The 17538-nt window shown below is 40.3% G+C and carries 13 protein-coding genes; 3 read left to right on the forward strand and 10 right to left on the reverse strand.

Going from position 1 to position 17538, the window contains the following annotated elements; translation table 11 throughout:
• Positions 1 to 20: 20 nt before the first annotated feature.
• On the reverse strand, positions 21 to 1121 hold the full coding sequence (locus tag QQK09_RS05010; protein WP_284203019.1) for a site-2 protease family protein: 1101 nt from the start codon (positions 1119 to 1121) through the stop codon (positions 21 to 23).
• 243 nt (positions 1122 to 1364) lie between these two features.
• Here QQK09_RS05010 and udk point away from each other — a divergent pair, with 243 nt between their 5' ends.
• On the forward strand, positions 1365 to 2003 hold the full coding sequence (gene udk / locus QQK09_RS05015) for a uridine kinase (protein WP_284203020.1): 639 nt from the start codon (positions 1365 to 1367) through the stop codon (positions 2001 to 2003).
• A 268-nt stretch (positions 2004 to 2271) separates the two neighbouring features.
• Here udk and QQK09_RS05020 read toward each other — a convergent pair whose 3' ends face one another.
• A complete protein-coding gene (locus QQK09_RS05020) occupies positions 2272 to 3819 on the reverse strand; it encodes a phospholipase D family protein (RefSeq protein WP_284203021.1) in 1548 nt (515 codons plus the stop codon).
• A gap of 233 nt (positions 3820 to 4052) precedes the next feature.
• Here QQK09_RS05020 and QQK09_RS05025 point away from each other — a divergent pair, with 233 nt between their 5' ends.
• Complete coding sequence (locus QQK09_RS05025; RefSeq protein ID WP_284203022.1) at positions 4053 to 6488, forward strand: EAL domain-containing protein; 2436 nt, start codon at positions 4053 to 4055, stop codon at positions 6486 to 6488.
• 86 nt (positions 6489 to 6574) lie between these two features.
• On the opposite strand, the gene acuI is transcribed toward QQK09_RS05025, so the two are convergent.
• Both acuI and acuR read right to left on the reverse strand, forming a co-directional pair.
• Entirely contained in the window at positions 6575 to 7558 is a 984-nt protein-coding gene (acuI, locus tag QQK09_RS05030) for an acrylyl-CoA reductase (NADPH) (RefSeq protein ID WP_284203023.1), read from the reverse strand.
• Between the two features lie 134 nt (positions 7559 to 7692).
• On the reverse strand, positions 7693 to 8325 hold the full coding sequence (acuR, locus tag QQK09_RS05035; RefSeq protein WP_284203024.1) for an acrylate utilization transcriptional regulator AcuR: 633 nt from the start codon (positions 8323 to 8325) through the stop codon (positions 7693 to 7695).
• Between the two features lie 160 nt (positions 8326 to 8485).
• Here acuR and QQK09_RS05040 point away from each other — a divergent pair, with 160 nt between their 5' ends.
• Complete coding sequence (locus QQK09_RS05040) at positions 8486 to 8881, forward strand: ATP-binding protein (RefSeq protein ID WP_284203025.1); 396 nt, start codon at positions 8486 to 8488, stop codon at positions 8879 to 8881.
• A gap of 92 nt (positions 8882 to 8973) precedes the next feature.
• Here QQK09_RS05040 and QQK09_RS05045 read toward each other — a convergent pair whose 3' ends face one another.
• The 6 genes from QQK09_RS05045 to QQK09_RS05070 form a co-directional block, all read right to left on the reverse strand.
• Positions 8974 to 10371 carry an NAD(P)/FAD-dependent oxidoreductase gene (locus QQK09_RS05045; protein WP_284203026.1) on the reverse strand — a complete coding sequence of 466 codons (1398 nt, stop codon included), beginning with the start codon at positions 10369 to 10371 and terminating at the stop codon, positions 8974 to 8976.
• Positions 10372 to 10481: 110 nt separating this feature from the next.
• A complete protein-coding gene (locus QQK09_RS05050) occupies positions 10482 to 11324 on the reverse strand; it encodes a helix-turn-helix transcriptional regulator (RefSeq protein WP_284203027.1) in 843 nt (280 codons plus the stop codon).
• Positions 11325 to 11424: 100 nt separating this feature from the next.
• Positions 11425 to 12855 carry an APC family permease gene (locus tag QQK09_RS05055; RefSeq protein WP_284203028.1) on the reverse strand — a complete coding sequence of 477 codons (1431 nt, stop codon included), beginning with the start codon at positions 12853 to 12855 and terminating at the stop codon, positions 11425 to 11427.
• 78 nt (positions 12856 to 12933) lie between these two features.
• Complete coding sequence (locus tag QQK09_RS05060) at positions 12934 to 14355, reverse strand: aldehyde dehydrogenase family protein (protein ID WP_284203029.1); 1422 nt, start codon at positions 14353 to 14355, stop codon at positions 12934 to 12936.
• A gap of 310 nt (positions 14356 to 14665) precedes the next feature.
• The gene (gabT, locus tag QQK09_RS05065; protein ID WP_284203030.1) at positions 14666 to 15943 is read right to left on the reverse strand and encodes a 4-aminobutyrate--2-oxoglutarate transaminase; all 1278 of its coding nucleotides are present in this window, start codon (positions 15941 to 15943) and stop codon (positions 14666 to 14668) included.
• A 56-nt stretch (positions 15944 to 15999) separates the two neighbouring features.
• The gene (locus QQK09_RS05070) at positions 16000 to 17472 is read right to left on the reverse strand and encodes an NAD-dependent succinate-semialdehyde dehydrogenase (protein WP_284203031.1); all 1473 of its coding nucleotides are present in this window, start codon (positions 17470 to 17472) and stop codon (positions 16000 to 16002) included.
• Positions 17473 to 17538 lie beyond the last annotated feature (66 nt).

Here is a 17538-nt window from a genome sequence, read left to right on the forward strand (position 1 = left end):
TACATTTGCTTTAAAAAGGATTAACTCTGTAATATTTTTAGCGGTAAGCTAAGAATTTCATCACCTGATCCTGCGAAGTACCAGATAATTGCGATCAATGCCCCTACGGTGAGAAAATACCATGCAGCAGAAAATAACTGCCCGTACCTGTCTAATGGTAAAAGATGACTCTGATGTCGCGTTTTCCATTCAAAAATAATTTCGACGCTACCGATTAACAGCATAAAGCCAAGCAGCGCTAATCCTAAACTATAACTTAGATAAACCCCGATACCTGCGCCAGCGATACAAGCAACAAGCCCTGCTGTGCTATTCATTGAGAAGCTAATACTTTTGAGAATGTGCCCGCCATCAAGGGGTAAAATAGGCAATAAATTAAACAGGTTAAGCAACGCATTGAAAGCCGCTAATCCGGCAAAGAACGTTTCGCCAGTTACCCAATAAGCAATAAGGGCCATTATCGACATAAATAGACCAAAAGTAGGGCCCATAATAGAGATAACCACATCTTGCCAACGCGTATTAATTTTCTCATCACTCATTGCAAGCCCGCCCATAAATGGGATCAGGTAGATACCTTTGGTTTTCATACCAAAATGTTTCATCGCTTTAATATGCCCATACTCATGAAAGACTAAACAAGCGATCAATGCGAGTGCAAACTGAAATGAAAATAGCCATGAATAAGCGGCGATACTGGCACCCGCTAATACTACTTTGATCACTTTGGCACTTTTAAGCAGTTTAAAGCCTAAGGATGCTAGTCCTATGACACTCAGTTTTCTTTGTACTTCAACAGGCTTGACCGGCACCTGTTGCTCAATATCTTTACTGTTCCTACTTCCCTCGGTAAGTAATTGCTGATCTTTTAACAGACGGTAAGATATATTGAAAGGCTGCCATTGCAGATCAATTTCGAGACTGATGTTGATTGACGTTGGTTCTTGTTGTTGCTGACTTGGGGTAGTCAGTTGGAACTCATGTGTATAAGCTCCCTGATTATCTTCAGAAGCATTTTTAACGGCGACGACGGTATCGCCCCAGAATAGTTGTTGCCAACCCGCCATTGAACCTTCAAGCCTGAGTTCTTTTCCTAAACAATCAATTCTTAATAATTCCACAAATTTTCTCTTTTAATAGCATGTATTTTTATGTCACTGAGTATACCTGTTCGGATTGGAGGAGCAAAATTTGATAATTATGGGGGGGAACGATTGAAAATGTGAACAAAACGAAATAGTTAGTATTGAATAAACATAAGTTTTTCCTCAAATTCACTTCGTGCGTCTACACTTTATTTTTATTCATGTACAATGCAGTCTTCGCATTTCTGAGATAACTGATAAAAATAAGGTAGATTTAAATTGAATACTAAAGATTGTGTCGTGATTGCTATTGCTGGAGCATCGGCATCGGGTAAGAGTTTGATTGCAAATACTATTTTTAATGAGTTATGTGATGAACTTGGTACTGAGCAGATAGGGATAATTTCTGAAGATGCCTATTATCGTAACCAGTCACACCTTTCTATGGATCAACGAGTACTGACAAATTACGATCACCCTAAAGCGTTTGACCATGATCTACTGTGTGAACACCTAAAAGCACTTAAAAATAAGCAATCGGTTGAGATTCCTGCTTACAGTTATACTGAGCATACCCGTTTAGCTAAAACTACGACTTTGACGCCAAAGAAAATCATCATTGTCGAGGGTATTTTATTACTGACAGATCCTCAATTGCGTATGCAGCTTGATGCAAGTGTGTTTATTGATACGCCATTAGATATTTGTTTAATGCGTCGTTTAAAGCGCGATATTGAGCAGAGAGGAAGAAGCATGGAGTCGGTGATACAGCAATATACTAAAACCGTTCGCCCGATGTTTTTACAATTTATTGAGCCTTCAAAACAGCATGCAGATATTATCGTTCCTCGTGGTGGTAAAAATCGTATTGCAGCAGACATATTGAAATCACGTATTCGCCATATTTTAGCGAAATAACCTCAATACCATTATCCAGAGCTGATATTAAGTCATAAAAATAATTAAGCACTTATCTGATCATGAAAAGTGCTTAATGATCATTTTTTAAAAAGCAACTTTCTACTTATACCAATGGAATTTAATAGGTGACCAGAGTTTGCGTAGGAAAAATTATTACTAATAAGGCGTGAGTTGCAGGAGATAGTTATTCTCACTTCAAAACTCACAACGCAGTTAGGGATAATTTTAACCAGCAAGAATGATCACTTTATTAATTCCTTTGGTATTATAATTGCGACTCTACTGGTAATAACCTCATGACACGATTTTTAAAACGATCCCACCAACTACTATAGGGTTCTTCTGTATAAGTGATCGTTTTCCCATCCACCGTTTTAGTCCAAATAATATCGCCATCTTCAAGCCTTAATTTAAAAGCGACAAGATCGATATTTTTATTAAAGTCTTTAACAAGGTGCTGGCCTAACGCTTCGGATTGGATAACAATACCCACTTCTGTATTTTCATATCGAGAGCGTGGGTCTAAGTTAAATGAGCCAATAAAGGTTGTATTTTGATCCATTACATAAAATTTGGCATGTAATGCAAGCTTTGATGCATTTGAAGAGCGTTTTTTATGCGATCTTTCAACCAAATCTTTGAGCTCTTTGACATCTACTTCGTGCAGTTCAATGCCCATTGCTAACAGTTTCTTACGGTATTTAGAGTAGCCTGCATGTACAATTTTGACATCGTTGGACATCATCGAATTAGTGAGTATTTTTATCTTTAGACCGCGCTCAAGTAAAGTTTCAAACAGTGCCATTCCCTCTTTACCTGGGACAAAATAGGGAGAAATAAGCACCAACTCTTTTTGTGCTGTATTAACAAAAGCTTCTAATTTAGGCTCAAGGTTATATTGTAATTGGTCATGCGAGGAAACTATTTTTAACGGATCATCGTACAATACGATAGCATTACCTTGGAACTCTCGCTTTTTTTGTGCCCTAATTAATTCAACGATATTATCGTCACGCACTGCAATTGAGTACAGTGAATCTTTGTTTTGTTCTTCAAATTCTTTCAGCAGCGTTGTCATAGACTGAATATCGTCTGGTTGCACTTGATAATCACTTAACAGATTGATGCCGTAACTGAGTTGGTTATTCCAATAAAGGTCAAATGATTGTTGTACATCTTTTACCGCTTCACCAGTAAATAGCACATCAAGATCACCAAAATGAACATTAGGATCAGCACCAAAATATTCATCTGCTAAATTGCGGCCGCCTAAAATAGCTGCACTACCATCAACGGTGAATGTCTTATTATGCATACGGCGCGTTACTGTTCCTAGACCGGTGATATATTGACCAATACGTCCTTTACTGCGTAAAAAGGGATTAAAAATACGCACTTCAAAATTGGGGTGTGCATCGAGCTTGGCAATATAACTATCACTACCTTCTAGATCGATATCATCAACTAATACACGAATTCGCACACCACGTTCGGCTGCACGCCACAGTGCTGCGATAATTAATCCACCACTTAAATCGGAATGGAATAGATAATATTGAAGATCAATACTTTCTTGTGCGTCTTCGATAAGTGCGATACGAGATGCGAAGGAATCAACACCCGCTGATAATAACACCATCAATTCATCGGTTTCAGCCATGTCTAAATTTTTGCGGTGTTTGGCTGACTGAATACTTACATAGCTCTTACCAGAATCTTCCATGGCTGTTGATGCTGGTGTTGTATTTTCAGGGAGTCCTGCACAAGCAAATAATAAGCTACAGAGAAACACAGGCAATAAATTTTTAATCAAAATGATGTCCTTATTATTTGCGAATTAATTTAAGCATGTCGAGGGATATGTTAAGTACGACTTAGCCTATTGTACGGTAATTTTAGTATTTAAAAGTTACCTTTTATTTTAAATAAACAGTGAGCTAAATTCAATTTAATAGAATCAATGTCTACCACTTTTTCCTGTTGTATTATGATTGTATTGATCTGATTCTTTTATTAAAAGTCTTATTCTCAATGGACATGCATGCCATGAAACAATATAGCGCGGTTAAAGATAAACAGCTATTTAAATGGTTTTTTAATCTAAAGGAAAAATCATTAGACTGCGATCCCTTATTGTCTGAATTTCTAGGTTTTTCTGCTAATAAAAAATTATCAATAGGGCTTCTGCTTAGCTGCTTCCCTACACATCAAGTAAGTATCATTAAAAGCGCTTTTAAACGCGTGCTTTCAACGCAACAGGGGATTGAACTCGATAGTGTTATTAACACACCCGATCATCGTTATCTTGTTAAGTTATCTATCTTCCCAACTGAAAACAGAGTGGGATCCGTTGAGGGAGTGATCGAATATTTACAGAACTTCCCTAAAACAGTGCAAGAAAATGAATTTTTAAGAGAAATTTTTCTGCATTCAGATAACGGCAGAATGTTAGCTACCAGCAACCATATTATTATTATGGCGAATAAAGCATTTTGTGATCAACTCGGTTATCAACAGCATGAACTGATTGGTAAAAGTGCGAAGATATTGAAGTCAGGGCACTATCAGCCTGAGTTTTATAAAAAACTATGGGAAACGGTTGATACGCTTAAAGTGTGGCGTGGCGAATTATTGGCTAAAAATAAAATGCACAATGTATGTGCCCGTGAGGTGCAAATTCAACGTTTTGAACTTGATGGTGGCGATCATTTTTATTTTTCAAATTGTGTAAAGTTAGACCTACCTTCATCAGCATTACATAGCAATCTAACCATCGATAACAGCAACTCGAGTATTCCTAATAAAGTGCTGTATACGCAAAGTTTGCAACAAAGCTTTGCTTCCATTAATAACGAGCAAACCCTTGTTGTTGCGACATTTAAGATAAATTGGTTACAAACAGTCAGTGATTTCACCGCTTGTTGGCTCGTTTCACAGCGTTTTCAATTGATAAAACAGTTCGGTACGTTAGGTCTGATAAGCGAAGGTATCTATTCAATCTATTGGGTAGAAGAAAAAAAGCCAGATAAAATAGATGCTTTGTTACGCCAGTTGTTAAAAGTATTCAGTCATGGCTTTGATGATAGTGGTTTTGATCTTTTTTCTACGATTAATATCGGTGCTTCCATCTTATTGGTTGATGCTAAAAATCCAACTCAGTTGATCTCACACAGTACGCAAACCTTAATCGCCAATCCGGTTAAAGCCTATTCGTCTTTGTACTATTTTGATCGTCGTCTTGCTAATCGTTTTGGTCGCTATCAAGTACTCGCTAAGTTATTAAAAAAAGCACTTAATGAGCAAGCAGTCGAGGTCTATTATCAACCGATAGTGGCGATTCCCTCACTTCAAATCGAGGAGTTTGAAGCACTATTTCGAATCCAATTGGATACTGAGCTTGAATATGAAATTCAGGAGCTGATAAGCATTGCAGAAGCCAATAATTGGATAAATGAAATTGATACCATGGTGACTAAAATCGCCCTTAACGCACTACCTGATATCCAAAAGCATTATCAAGATGACAATATAGCAATTGCGATTAATCGCTCTTTAGCTAACGATCGAATCACCCACTGCTGTTTGGAAGATACCATTGATATTTTGCTCGCATCTAATGCCGATTTGAGCAAAGTCACAATTGAATTAACCGAGTCTGCTGTCTTTGAGAATTTTCAACAGCAAAAAAAGTGGGTAGAGAAATTACAGGAATATGGGGTAAAAGTCGCTATTGACGACTTTGGCACGGGCTACTCCTCCTTCGCATACTTAAGTAACTTGCCGGTTAACTTTATTAAAATAGACCGCTCTTTTGTTACCGATTTGACACTTGATAGTAATGAATATGCGATGATTGAGATGTTATGTAAATTAGCCCACAAAATAGGCGCAAAGGTGATCGCCGAAGGGGTGGAGACAGTCGAAGAGTTGTCGCTATTATCGCGTGCTAAAGTGGATTTATTGCAGGGCTATATTTTCAGCAGACCGCTTAGCTTGGAAAATATACTCACTAACCAAGTACAGCCTTATCCTGATTCATTGAGCGAGCATCTTTATCAAAGATCTGCGTCGACGCTAGGTGATATTTGTATCAAAGCGTTTGAGCGAGTTGAACTGGATGACAGACTGTCCTTAATAAGGGAGAAGTTAGTATCACAAGCACATGAATACTTCCTCGTTATCGAAAATAAAAGGTGTGTTGGCATTGTCTATAGTCGCGATTATTATGCGGCTATTAGCCCCTATATCGATACTGAAGGTGAACATAAACGCGATCTAGCCACACTTGATAAGCGTGCTCATCAGATTATGAAAAAGGAATTTATGGTGTTGGATGTTGATAGTGATATAAAAGAGGCAGAGCAATATTTCTCAACGGCTTCTGAGATGATTATTGTTATCAATGATCATCATCGCGAATGTATTGGAATCACCACCGTACAAGCTTTACTTACTTATCAATGTGCAGCAAAAAACAGGTAGATTGGATAGGGCCGTTGGATGTGTATCGAGCATAAAAAAGGCCTAATCTAAAAATTTAGATTAGGCCAATAGAGCGTTATTTATATTTACTTATTGATATTCACAACAACACGTCCACGTACTTTTCCTGAGATGAGATCTTCAGCAACAGTCATCGCTTCAGTTAAGCTGATTTCTGTAGAAATGTCATCAAATACAGATGGGTCTAACACTTCAGCAAGACGTTCCCATGCTTCTAAACGATCCGCTGTAGGACGCATTACACTATCAATACCGGTAAGGGTGACACCACGTAAAATAAACGGTGCAACAGAAGCGGGTAAATCCATGCCTTGTGCTAAACCACAAGCAGTCACAGTACCGCCATATTTTGTACTTGCACATACATTTGCTAGGGTATGACTGCCCACGGTATCAACAGCACCTGTCCAACGTTCTTTCGCTAATGGACGACCTGGTTCAGAGAGTGTTGCACGATCAATGATTTCCGATGCACCCAATTTTTTAAGGTATTCTGCTTCATTAACACGGCCTGTTGATGCAACCACTGTGTAGCCTAGTTTTGCTAAGATAGCGATAGCAAAACTACCCACGCCACCGTTCGCACCGGTGACTAATATTTCACCTTTGTCTGGTGTCACGCCATTTTTCTCAAGTGCTAATACACATAACATTGCAGTGTAACCTGCAGTACCGATAGACATCGCTTGGCGAGGAGAAAATGCTTTTGGTAGAGGAATTAACCATTCGCTTTTTAAACGTGCTTTTTGTGCTAAACCACCACTGTGTGCTTCACCCACACCAAAACCGTTAAGCAATACTTGATCGCCCACTTTAAATTTATCGCTGTCACTCTGCTCAACCGTACCCACTAAATCAATACCTGGTACCATCGGGAAGCTGCGAATAATACGGCCTTTACCAGTGATTGCTAATGCATCTTTGTAGTTCAGCGTACTGTGTGAAACATTAATCGTCACGTCACCTTCAGGTAGTACACTTTCGTCGATATCTTTAACTGCTGCGCGGTAACCTTGTTCATCTTTTTCGATTAAAATACCTTGAAACATGTTGTAATCCTCTTTTAGACCGATCGTCTTTAATTAGTTAAAAAATAATACTTAGATAAGTATTAATATAATAGTTGAAAAATTTTGTTTAATTTCATCTTGGAACAATATGTCATAGCTATTCCAAGCTGCTGTTATTTAGGTAAACCCGCGATAAAATTATTAAAGTAATTATCTAAGGGTTGATTGCTCTGAACTAACCTTGCACGACTCACCGCACCTTCCCAGCCAACCCAAAAACACTCCGCTAATAAATCACAGTCAGCTGTCGTTGCTAAGTCACCATTAACTTGTGCGCTTTTTAAGCAGTTTGCTACTCGCTGTTCCCAAGAAAGGAAGATATCAATTAATATCTGTCTGAAGCTTTCCGGTAGCAAATCAACTTCTTGACCAAGGTTGCCAACTAAGCAACCGCGTTTAAATTCAAAGCGTGCCATGCCTTTTTTAGCACCTTCTACATAGTTACCTAAGCGTGCTAATGGTGGATGGGACTCATCTAATAAACAAGCATCTAATCGTTTAGCGAAAAACTGAGCGTAGCTATCAATCACCGCAAGGCCAAAAGCCTCTTTATTTGCAAAGTAGTGATAAAAAGAGCCTTTTGGCACACCTACTTTTTTTAAAATCGGATCTATGCCCGATGCTGCAAAGCCATTTTCTGTTAGTTGCTCAAGACCGCTACGGATTAATTCCGTTCTAGTATCGCGGTTATCACGCGCTACTTTTGGGGGTCTGCCACGTCTAGGTTTAGTGTCTGTTAAATTCATGTTTGCATTATAGACCGACCGTCTATTAAATAACAAGCCTTTTTTAAAGAACTAAGATTTCATGAACGACTTTATTGCGTTGTAAGCGTTTGTTGAATACCCTACGGCAACTTATCTTCTCTAAGGAGGACATCACATTGATGTTCAAAAACAGTCCTGTATGTCTGAGTTAACACTGACCTTGATCCGTGGTTTACCGGGAAGTGGTAAAAGCACGCTAGCACAGCAATTAGTAAGTGCTGCTAATAACACGCTTATCCATTTAGAGGCGGATATGTATTTTGTGAATAGTGAGGGGGAATACCATTTTCAACCTGCATTAATCAAGCAAGCCCACCAATGGTGTGAAAGTCAGTGCTTGTTAGCGCTGCAGCAAAAACAGAGTGTTGTGGTGGCTAATACCTTCGTAAAGCAATGGGAGATGAATGCTTATCGTCAACTCGCAAAGCAGCTTGGGGCTAGATTAGAGATTAAAATCTGCACCGGGAAATATCAAAGTATTCACGACGTGCCGACCTCAACAATCAATAAAATGAGACAACAATGGCAAGTCTGATATGACTACTTAGTTAGGTTATGAGGCGAAGAAAAAGCCTCAATTAAGAGGCTTTAGCTAAAACGGAAGGTTATATCACTGCAGCTGGAGCGTTATGGTTTTAATGGGAAGCCAATTTTATCAACCATATTCAACCAAGGGATTCTCCAACCTGATTTTTCATCGCAGGTATCTAATGCATACATGGTGATTTTTGCACCTATCCAACGAAATGGCTCCGGTGGAATCCAGGCGGGAACCGTCTTAGAGAATAATAAGTGGCGCTCAGGTATATCCACATCATCGATAATAGCTAATGCGACACGTGCTGCAAAGCGACTTGCAGTAACCCCAAAGCCAGAATAGCCGCCAGCATATATCATTTTACCTGCATGGAAATGTTGGTAGTGAACCGCCATACGTGTTGTGAGTGCAATAGGGCCACTCCATGCATGAGATATCTCAATATCCTTTAAAGCGGGTAGGGTTTTATATAGTGCTTCTAATAAACGTTCAAAAGGCTCTGCTTTTTTATCGTAATCTGGATCCGTGTCGTTATCGAAGAAATAGTCTAAACGGCCGCCAAATAATACGCGGTTATCTTTGGTTAAACGCATATAGTTAAGCTGCGTACGCGTATCGTAAATACCTTGTCTATTTTTCCAACCAAGTTCAGATAATTGTGCTTCGGTGAGCGGTACTGTCATGATGATACGATCACGAATTGCGGCGACTCGTTTACTTATTTTTTTCTGATGCTTAGTAAATGCGTTGGTTGCTAAGATAACTTTGTTAGCGAGGATGGAACCATTTGGGGTATTGACTAACACCTGTTGAGCTTTCGTTTTACTGTTTAACATGGGGGTGTTTTCATAAAAAATAACACCTAACGCTTTCGCTACGCGTTTAAGACCCCAAGCCATTTTAGCTGGGTGAATGGTGCCAGAGCGTTTTTTGGACCAAAGTCCGCCTTCAAATAGCGGTGAGTTAATCTCTTTTTGTACTTCTTGTTGATTTAATAGATGCGCATCATGGCCATGTTTAATATAAAGATGATGCTCACTTTCTATATCAGGAATGCCATGTTTGCCGATAGCGACGGTCAGTTCGCCAGTCCATTCCACATCACAGTCAATATTGTATTTCTCTATTGTTTCACGAAACTGGTCCATGTTCTCTTTGCCGAGACGCTCTAGTTCTTCCATATCATCAGTAAATAAACGATTGGAGTTTTCCATCCCATGCATGAGCGAAGTAGATAGAATGGCACCGGGTCGGCCAGAAGCGCCAATCGCTGCGGTATTTGCTTCAATGACAACAATGTTACGATCCGGGTTTTGTTCCTTTGCTTGCACGGCTGTCCAAAGTCCAGTAAAGCCACTGCCAACGATTAACAGATCCGTTTCAATGTGCGACTCAAGTTTTTTTTCTGGATCAGGGCGGTTTGGGTTATCCAACCAAAAGGGGGTGAATTTGGTATTTTTAAATGCTTTTTTTATTTTATCATTCACAGTAATAACTCCATTTATAGATACATGCTAATGCCTGCCTTGTTAGTTATTAAGTTAAACTGATCGGTTTTTTTAGATACCCCCTAAATGGGGGAATGCGTTAATTTGTGTTAAGCAATTGTTAAATGTTGTTGCTTGCTAACATATTTAGCCAGATGGTCGATGCCTTTATCTAAAGATTCAGATTGCAGCAGGTTAATGAACAAGGCGAGTAATTCCGATTGGCTAGATAAAGAGGTTTTACCGTAGATGTTTTTCTTGTGCATTTTTACCGTTTCGTAGCCAATATTCATTTCGCTAGCAACCGCTTTTGCGGAATGTCCTTTTAATAAAAGCTGGCACACTTGATATTCTTTGTTGGTGAGTATCTCTTTACCAAAATTAAGTAAGAGATCTTGTACGTTTGAGTGTGCATTTTCTTCGTTTAGATCGATTGTTGATAAGTGTTTTTGACACAAATCTTGCAGCGGAAGAAATAAACATTTTAATTGTTGCAGCTCTAATGCAGTAAAAGGGGGGCTATCGGCAAACCTTGATAGATCGATGTGTAAGGCATTCTCTGAGTCAATAGGAAACAGGTAGCCTGCTTCATCGGAAAGGGTCAGGAAGTTAAAGTAAGAACTGTAAAGATTGGCAAATTCATCGGGTGCAATCTCTTTTAATGCAAAAAATCCGTGCTCTCCTTTATCGCTGAATACCCGATAAAAGGGATCTAACACATATAATCGCGATAAGTATTTCCAAGCATCCTCCCCTTGAAGTTGGTTGGGAGTGCCTTCAATACCGTAGCGGTAATGTAATTTTGCATTGGCGGTTTTATTAAATTGCATCACCAGTAATTCATCGAAGTCAATGATACAGCTAATGAGCGTATTAATATTTTGATAAAATGATGCACTTCCCACACTGTCTGTTAACGCGATGAGTGCCTGACTGTACTTATCTAATTCCATGATGAAAATGCTCCTAGCGATTTGTTTTAAAAAGAAAAATCACAGTGACTGCGTGAGTCACTGTGATAATTTATATTTTTTTTAGACAAACGCCAATCATTTAATTGAGTGGGATGCTATTAACCTCTTCAGTGGCTGTTTTTTGTGCTTGTTTACGTCCACTATTAGTGATCACCTCACCCATCACAATCACGGTTAATGCTCCCCATAATACTTCCCAAGCAATACCTTCGCCTGGCGTGTAAATAAACAAAATAATCGTCAGTGTAAGAATAGTGGCGCATAAGTAAGCAAAAAACTTGACGACTTTAGGGCTGCCCGGAAATCTGAAGTGACCATCATCTGCAATCTGTCCTGTGCTACCAATATGGCTTTCACGGATTTTAATAAAGGCAGTACACATTGCGACATAAGGTAACATGAAGATAACCCCACTAAATGCGAACAATGACCAGAAAAGATCTTCATTGTTACCCGCCATTACACCGTACATTATCAGCAGCACTGATGCAGCAATACCTAATAAAATCGCAGCGCCAACAGGCGTACCATGCTTTGTTTCTAACGCAAATAACGCGGGTAACTCTTTGTCAATCGCCGCTTCTGCTGCTGCTCTATTTGCGCCCATTGCCCATGTTGCGCCATTAGAAAAGAAGGTATATAAAGCACCTACACCTAATACAACAACAAAGGCATCACCCATTGCACTGCCACCAAAGAATTTGCCTAAGGTATCCATTAACCCATCTACAACATCAACATCACCTGCGGGTTGTGCGACTAAAATAGCGGTGGTTGCTAAGATATAAGCACCAACTACAACGGCAATGGAAGAAAATACCGCTTTAGGTAAATCTCTTTTTGGGTTCTTCATCTCAGCACTGCTTGCACTAGCTAATTCAAAACCTAACATGCCATAAACAACAGCTGGTAAATATTGCAAGCTCCAGCCACCATTTTCGGTACTAGGAATCATGGTTGCTAACGTAAATTCATTCGCAATGCCATTTTCTAGGCCATACGAAAGCCCACCAAAAATTAATAACGCAAAAATAACTAATTTTATTGCTGCCCCGACGTTAGGAATCCATTTGCCAACGTTAAGCGCTAAAGTGTTTACTAATACAATCACCCAAATGAGCACGACACCGAGTACTATTTGTGCGCTTAGCGACATCTCTGGAAAGAAGATTTGTGAAAAGACACCGGAGAAAAGAATAAAGATAGCCGGCACCCAAACGGCTACATTAGCCCAATAATACCAACTAATCCGTGAGGCCATTTTTTGCCCATAGGCACGTTTTACCCAAGCATAAATACCACCTTGTTCAGGATACACAGATCCTAATTCAATGCTGATTGCCCCAAATGGAATTAAGAACAATACGGTTAATATAACCCACCAAAAGATAATGGTTGGCCCCATCACCGCGCCCGCAGCTAATGTGTCTAATAACAAAACGGCTGAAATACAGAATAAAAATATATCCCTTCTGCCCAGTGTCTTTATATTCTTTTTAACGTCGCTCATTGCCTATCCTTTTTAATAATAGTTGGCTGTATTACCTTCCTTCATCCTATTTGTCACTGCATCGACAAATGTTATTAATTATCCAAGTACCATTGTTTGTACTTCAATAAATTCACGTAAACCTGGTATTCCCCACTCACGGCCATTGCCGGATTGTTTAAATCCACCAAAGGGGGCGTTGGAGTTAAAATATGACCCTTGGATGTAGCATTGCCCTGCTCGAATTTGACGTGCTATCTGTATTGCTGATGGCTGGTCTTTAGCGAAGACGCCTGATGACAAACCATAAACCGTGTCGTTCGCTATCTGAATTGCATGTTGAGTGTCTGAATAGGGGATGAGGCATAAAACAGGGCCAAAAACTTCTTCACGAGCAATAAGCATATCGTTGCTCACCTGTGCAAAAATAGTTGGCATCACAAATGCCCCTTGCTGCAAGTTCTCGGGAAGCGTCACGCCACCGGTCACCAATTGTGCACCTTCCTCAATACCTAATTTTATATAAGTTAATACGCGTTGCTGCTGTTGTCTTGAGCTCAACGGCCCCATTGTTACATCGGGATCAAGGGGATCACCAACAACAATTTCTTCTGCAGCTACCTTGGCAATTTGTATTGCTTGTTGATATAAATTTTCAGGTATTAACATGCGTGTTAGTGCACAGCAGGTCTGTCCTGAATTTATCATGACATCTTCGACGCCATAGCGAACGGCTGCCGTTAAATCAGCATCTTCGGTAATGATAAAAGGTGATTTTCCACCGAGTTCTTGGCAGACACGTTTAACGGTAGTTGATGCTGCTTGGGCAACTTTAATACCTGCCGCGGTAGACCCTGTAAATGACACCATATCCACGTCGGGATGTGAGCATAGGCGTTCGCCAATCGTTGCGCCGAAGCCTGTAATGACGTTAAATACGCCAGCAGGAACACCCACTTTGTCAAAAATATCTGCCAGTATTAGATCTTGCAAAGGCGTCTGTTCTGCGGGTTTAGCGACGACAGTACAGCCTGTTGCCATCGCGGCACCGAGTTTTCCAATAAGCTGAGAGAGGGGGTAATTCCAAGGATTGATGAATACACAAACACCAACGGGAGCATGAAGTTGCAGTGCGCCATGACTATTTTCAGTATGATCCATATAAGTGGTCATATCGGCATAAGCACGAAAAGCATCGATCGCTCCCTGTACTTGAATATCGAGGGATAAACTACTTGGGCAGCCCATTGTCATCGTGATCACATCGGTGAATTCAGCTGCTCTTTGTTGCATCTCATCGGCTATCGCAATAATAAAATCACTACGCTGTTTAGCAGAAGTAATAGACCACGCAGGGAAGGCATTTTTAGCTGCACTAATTGCTGCATCAACATCAGTCTCATTTGCGCTTGCTGTTTGCGCACATAGTTCACCATTAGCCGGGTTTAATACATCAATTGTTTGTGTACTTGCAGAGGTTTGCCAAATGCCATTGATGTAAAGGTTACGATGGTATTGCATTGTATTCTCCAACTCTTTTTTGATGAATGCGGTAACAAGATGTTAACCATATGTTAAAGAAAAAGATCAAAATACCCCCTAACGGGGAGTGAAGTGGATAAATGAAGTCAAACTATCAATAACTTGAACTAGCTCTAAAATACTTTATAAATACTAAATCGAGAGGCTGGGGAAAGGGGGATATTGCGCACATTTAAAATGACGGCTTTAGTGTGTTTATGAGTTTAACTGATTGATTGTATGATAATTATATTCGGCTTGTTAGGTTTGGAAAACAGTAATAAGCCGACAGTAAATTAGGTCAGGTTAGCTAAGCAACTTCATTAAATAATTCACAAAATTTGCTTAAGCCTTCTTCTGCTAATTCATTGCTGATTGTTAACGCGGGTAAAAATCGGATCACGTTACCGAAGAAACCACAGGCTAATAGGATTAACCCATGTTTTGCAGCATTAGCGATGAGTGCTTGAGTTAATGTTGTATTGGCTTGTTCAACATCACCATTTTCAATTAACTCGATAGCAATCATGGCACCACTATTACGGACATCTAAAATAAGTTGTGGGTACTGCTGCTGCAGTGTTGTTAATCGCTGCTTGAACAGATCGCCGATCTCATTAGCGCGTTGTACTAGCTTCTCCTCTTCAATAATCTCTAATACGGCTAAAGCAGCAACACAGGCAACAGGGGAGCCGCCATAGGTACCACCTAATCCACCGGGTAACGGGGCATCCATAATTTCACTTTTACCAACAACGGCTGAAATTGGAAAACCGCCAGCGATGCCTTTGGCCATGGTCATTAAATCAGCTTCAACACCAGAGTATTCCATATTAAACATCTTACCGGTTCGACCAAATCCGGTTTGAATCTCATCAGCGATCAGTACAATGCCATGGTCATCGCAGAGTTGACGTAATGCGATTAAAAATTCAGTGGGGGCTTGATAAAAACCACCTTCACCTTGAACTGGCTCAACGATAATTGCAGCCACATCGGTAGGTGAAATATCTACCTTGAACAAGTTTGCTAACGCTTTTAATGATTCTGCAACTGAAATACCATGCGACTCAATCGGGAAGGGCGCGTGAAAAATATCCCCCGGAAAAGGGCCAAATAAATGTTTATATGGCGTAATTTTACCCGTTAATGCCATGGTTAAGTTAGTGCGACCATGGAAACCTCCATTAAAGGCAATCACACCTCTACGACCTGTATGAGCGCGTGCTATTTTTACACAATTCTCTACTGCTTCAGCTCCGGTAGTCACAAAAATTGCTTTTTTTTCTGAGTCCCCTGGAGCAATCTCAACCAGCTTTTCAGCGAGTGTTACTGCCGTTTCATAAGGGTTCACCATCACGCAGGTATGGCTAAATTTATCAATTTGATTTTTAACGGCTTGAATTACTTTTGGGTGGCTATGCCCGGTATTACAAACAGCAATCCCAGTGCCAAAGTCGATATAACGATTACCCTCAACATCCCACAACTCTGCATTTTTTGCATGTTCCACATAAATGGGGTAAACATTGCCCTGTCCACGTGCAATGACTTGGTTTTTTCTTGTTTGTAATTTTTGATTTGTCATATCGGTAATCCATTATTATTGTTTTTTAATTATCAAAGTATATTGTTAAAGGCGCTTTATTTGTTTAAACCAGCCATGCATAAGTACTTAATTTCTAAGTAATCATCTAACCCATATTTTGAGCCTTCGCGTCCGTTACCCGATTGTTTTACCCCACCAAAAGGGGCGGCAGGATTTGATATTAAGCCATCATTAATACCCACCATACCAAACTCTAACCCCGCAGAAACGCGCCATACGCGGCCGATATCACGTGAATAAAAATACGCAGCTAACCCATACTCAGTATCATTCGCCATCTCTAATGCTTGCTGTTCATTTTCAAAAGCAATAATGGGGGATACCGGACCAAATATTTCATTGCGTGCAATGGGCATATCATTGCTGACGTTGGATAAAATCGTTGGCTGGTAGAAGCTGCCACCCGCAGAGGAAACGTGACCGCCTAATTCCAATTTCGCACCTGCTGCAATAGACTCAGAAACCAATTTGTCGACGCGATTCACTGCCTCGTTTGAAATCATCGGGCCCATCGTAATGCCATCACCAAAACCGTCACCGGTAGACAGTGCTGCCACTGCTACTTTGAATTTTTCAGTAAACTCTGCCAGTACACCTTGTTGCACAAAAATACGGTTTGTACACACACAGGTTTGTCCTGCATTACGGTATTTAGACACGATTGCACCCTGTACCGCTTCATCAATATCGGCATCATCGAACACAATAAAAGGGGCGTTACCACCAAGTTCCATTGATACTTTTTTAATTGAGGTTGCACATTGAGCTAGTAGGATTTTACCGACAGCGGTTGAACCTGTGAAAGTAAACTTAGCAATATCAGGGTGTTGGGTTAACACTTGCCCCATACCATGGGCATCTTCACCGACCACAACATTAAATACACCAGCGGGAATGCCCGCTCGCTCAGCAAGTTCTGCCATCGCCAGTGCAGAAAGTGGTGTTTGAATTGCCGGACGTACAACAAAAGTACAGCCAGCTGCTAATGCGGCCGCTGCTTTACGTGCAATCATCGCATTAGGGAAGTTCCATGGTGTAATCGAAGCGACCACACCAACGGGGTGTTTGACAACAATAATTCGTTTATCAGCAGAAGGCGCTGGAATGGTATCGCCATAAACGCGTTTACCTTCTTCTGCAAACCACTCAATAAAAGCAGCACCATAGGCAATTTCACCTTTCGCTTCAGCTAAGGGTTTTCCTTGTTCAAGCGTCAGAATACGGCCGAGATCATCCTGATGCTGCATCATTAGATTAAACCAATTGCGTAATAGCGTAGCGCGTTCGTTTGCTGATTTAGCTGACCACATTTTTAATGCATTTTTAGCTGCTTTCACAGCAAGCTCTGTTTCAGCGATACCAGCGTTGCTTACCTGCGTAATTTGTTGGTTGTTTGCAGGGTTGGTGATTGCTACCTGAGTTTCACTGCTATGCCAGCTACCATTAATGTATGAACATGTTTTAACTAGCTGTGTGTCTTGTAATGCTAATTTTGTATCATTTTGCATGTTTACCTCCACTTCAGATGGTGTTTTTTTGTATAACGAATTGAACTCATGCTAAAAACTAAACGT

The organism is Psychromonas marina (assembly GCF_030161115.1).
GTDB lineage: Bacteria > Pseudomonadota > Gammaproteobacteria > Enterobacterales > Psychromonadaceae > Psychromonas > Psychromonas marina.

Coding starts and splice junctions, on each gene's coding strand:
- QQK09_RS05070 (WP_284203031.1), bottom strand. CDS start 17,472: ATGCAAAATGATACAAAATTAGCATTACAAGACACACAGCTAGTTAAA.
- QQK09_RS05060 (WP_284203029.1), bottom strand. CDS start 14,355: ATGCAATACCATCGTAACCTTTACATCAATGGCATTTGGCAAACCTCT.
- QQK09_RS05050 (WP_284203027.1), bottom strand. CDS start 11,324: ATGGAATTAGATAAGTACAGTCAGGCACTCATCGCGTTAACAGACAGT.
- QQK09_RS05025 (WP_284203022.1), top strand. CDS start 4,053: ATGAAACAATATAGCGCGGTTAAAGATAAACAGCTATTTAAATGGTTT.
- gabT (WP_284203030.1), bottom strand. CDS start 15,943: ATGACAAATCAAAAATTACAAACAAGAAAAAACCAAGTCATTGCACGT.
- QQK09_RS05055 (WP_284203028.1), bottom strand. CDS start 12,855: ATGAGCGACGTTAAAAAGAATATAAAGACACTGGGCAGAAGGGATATA.
- QQK09_RS05040 (WP_284203025.1), top strand. CDS start 8,486: ATGTCTGAGTTAACACTGACCTTGATCCGTGGTTTACCGGGAAGTGGT.
- acuR (WP_284203024.1), bottom strand. CDS start 8,325: ATGAATTTAACAGACACTAAACCTAGACGTGGCAGACCCCCAAAAGTA.
- acuI (WP_284203023.1), bottom strand. CDS start 7,558: ATGTTTCAAGGTATTTTAATCGAAAAAGATGAACAAGGTTACCGCGCA.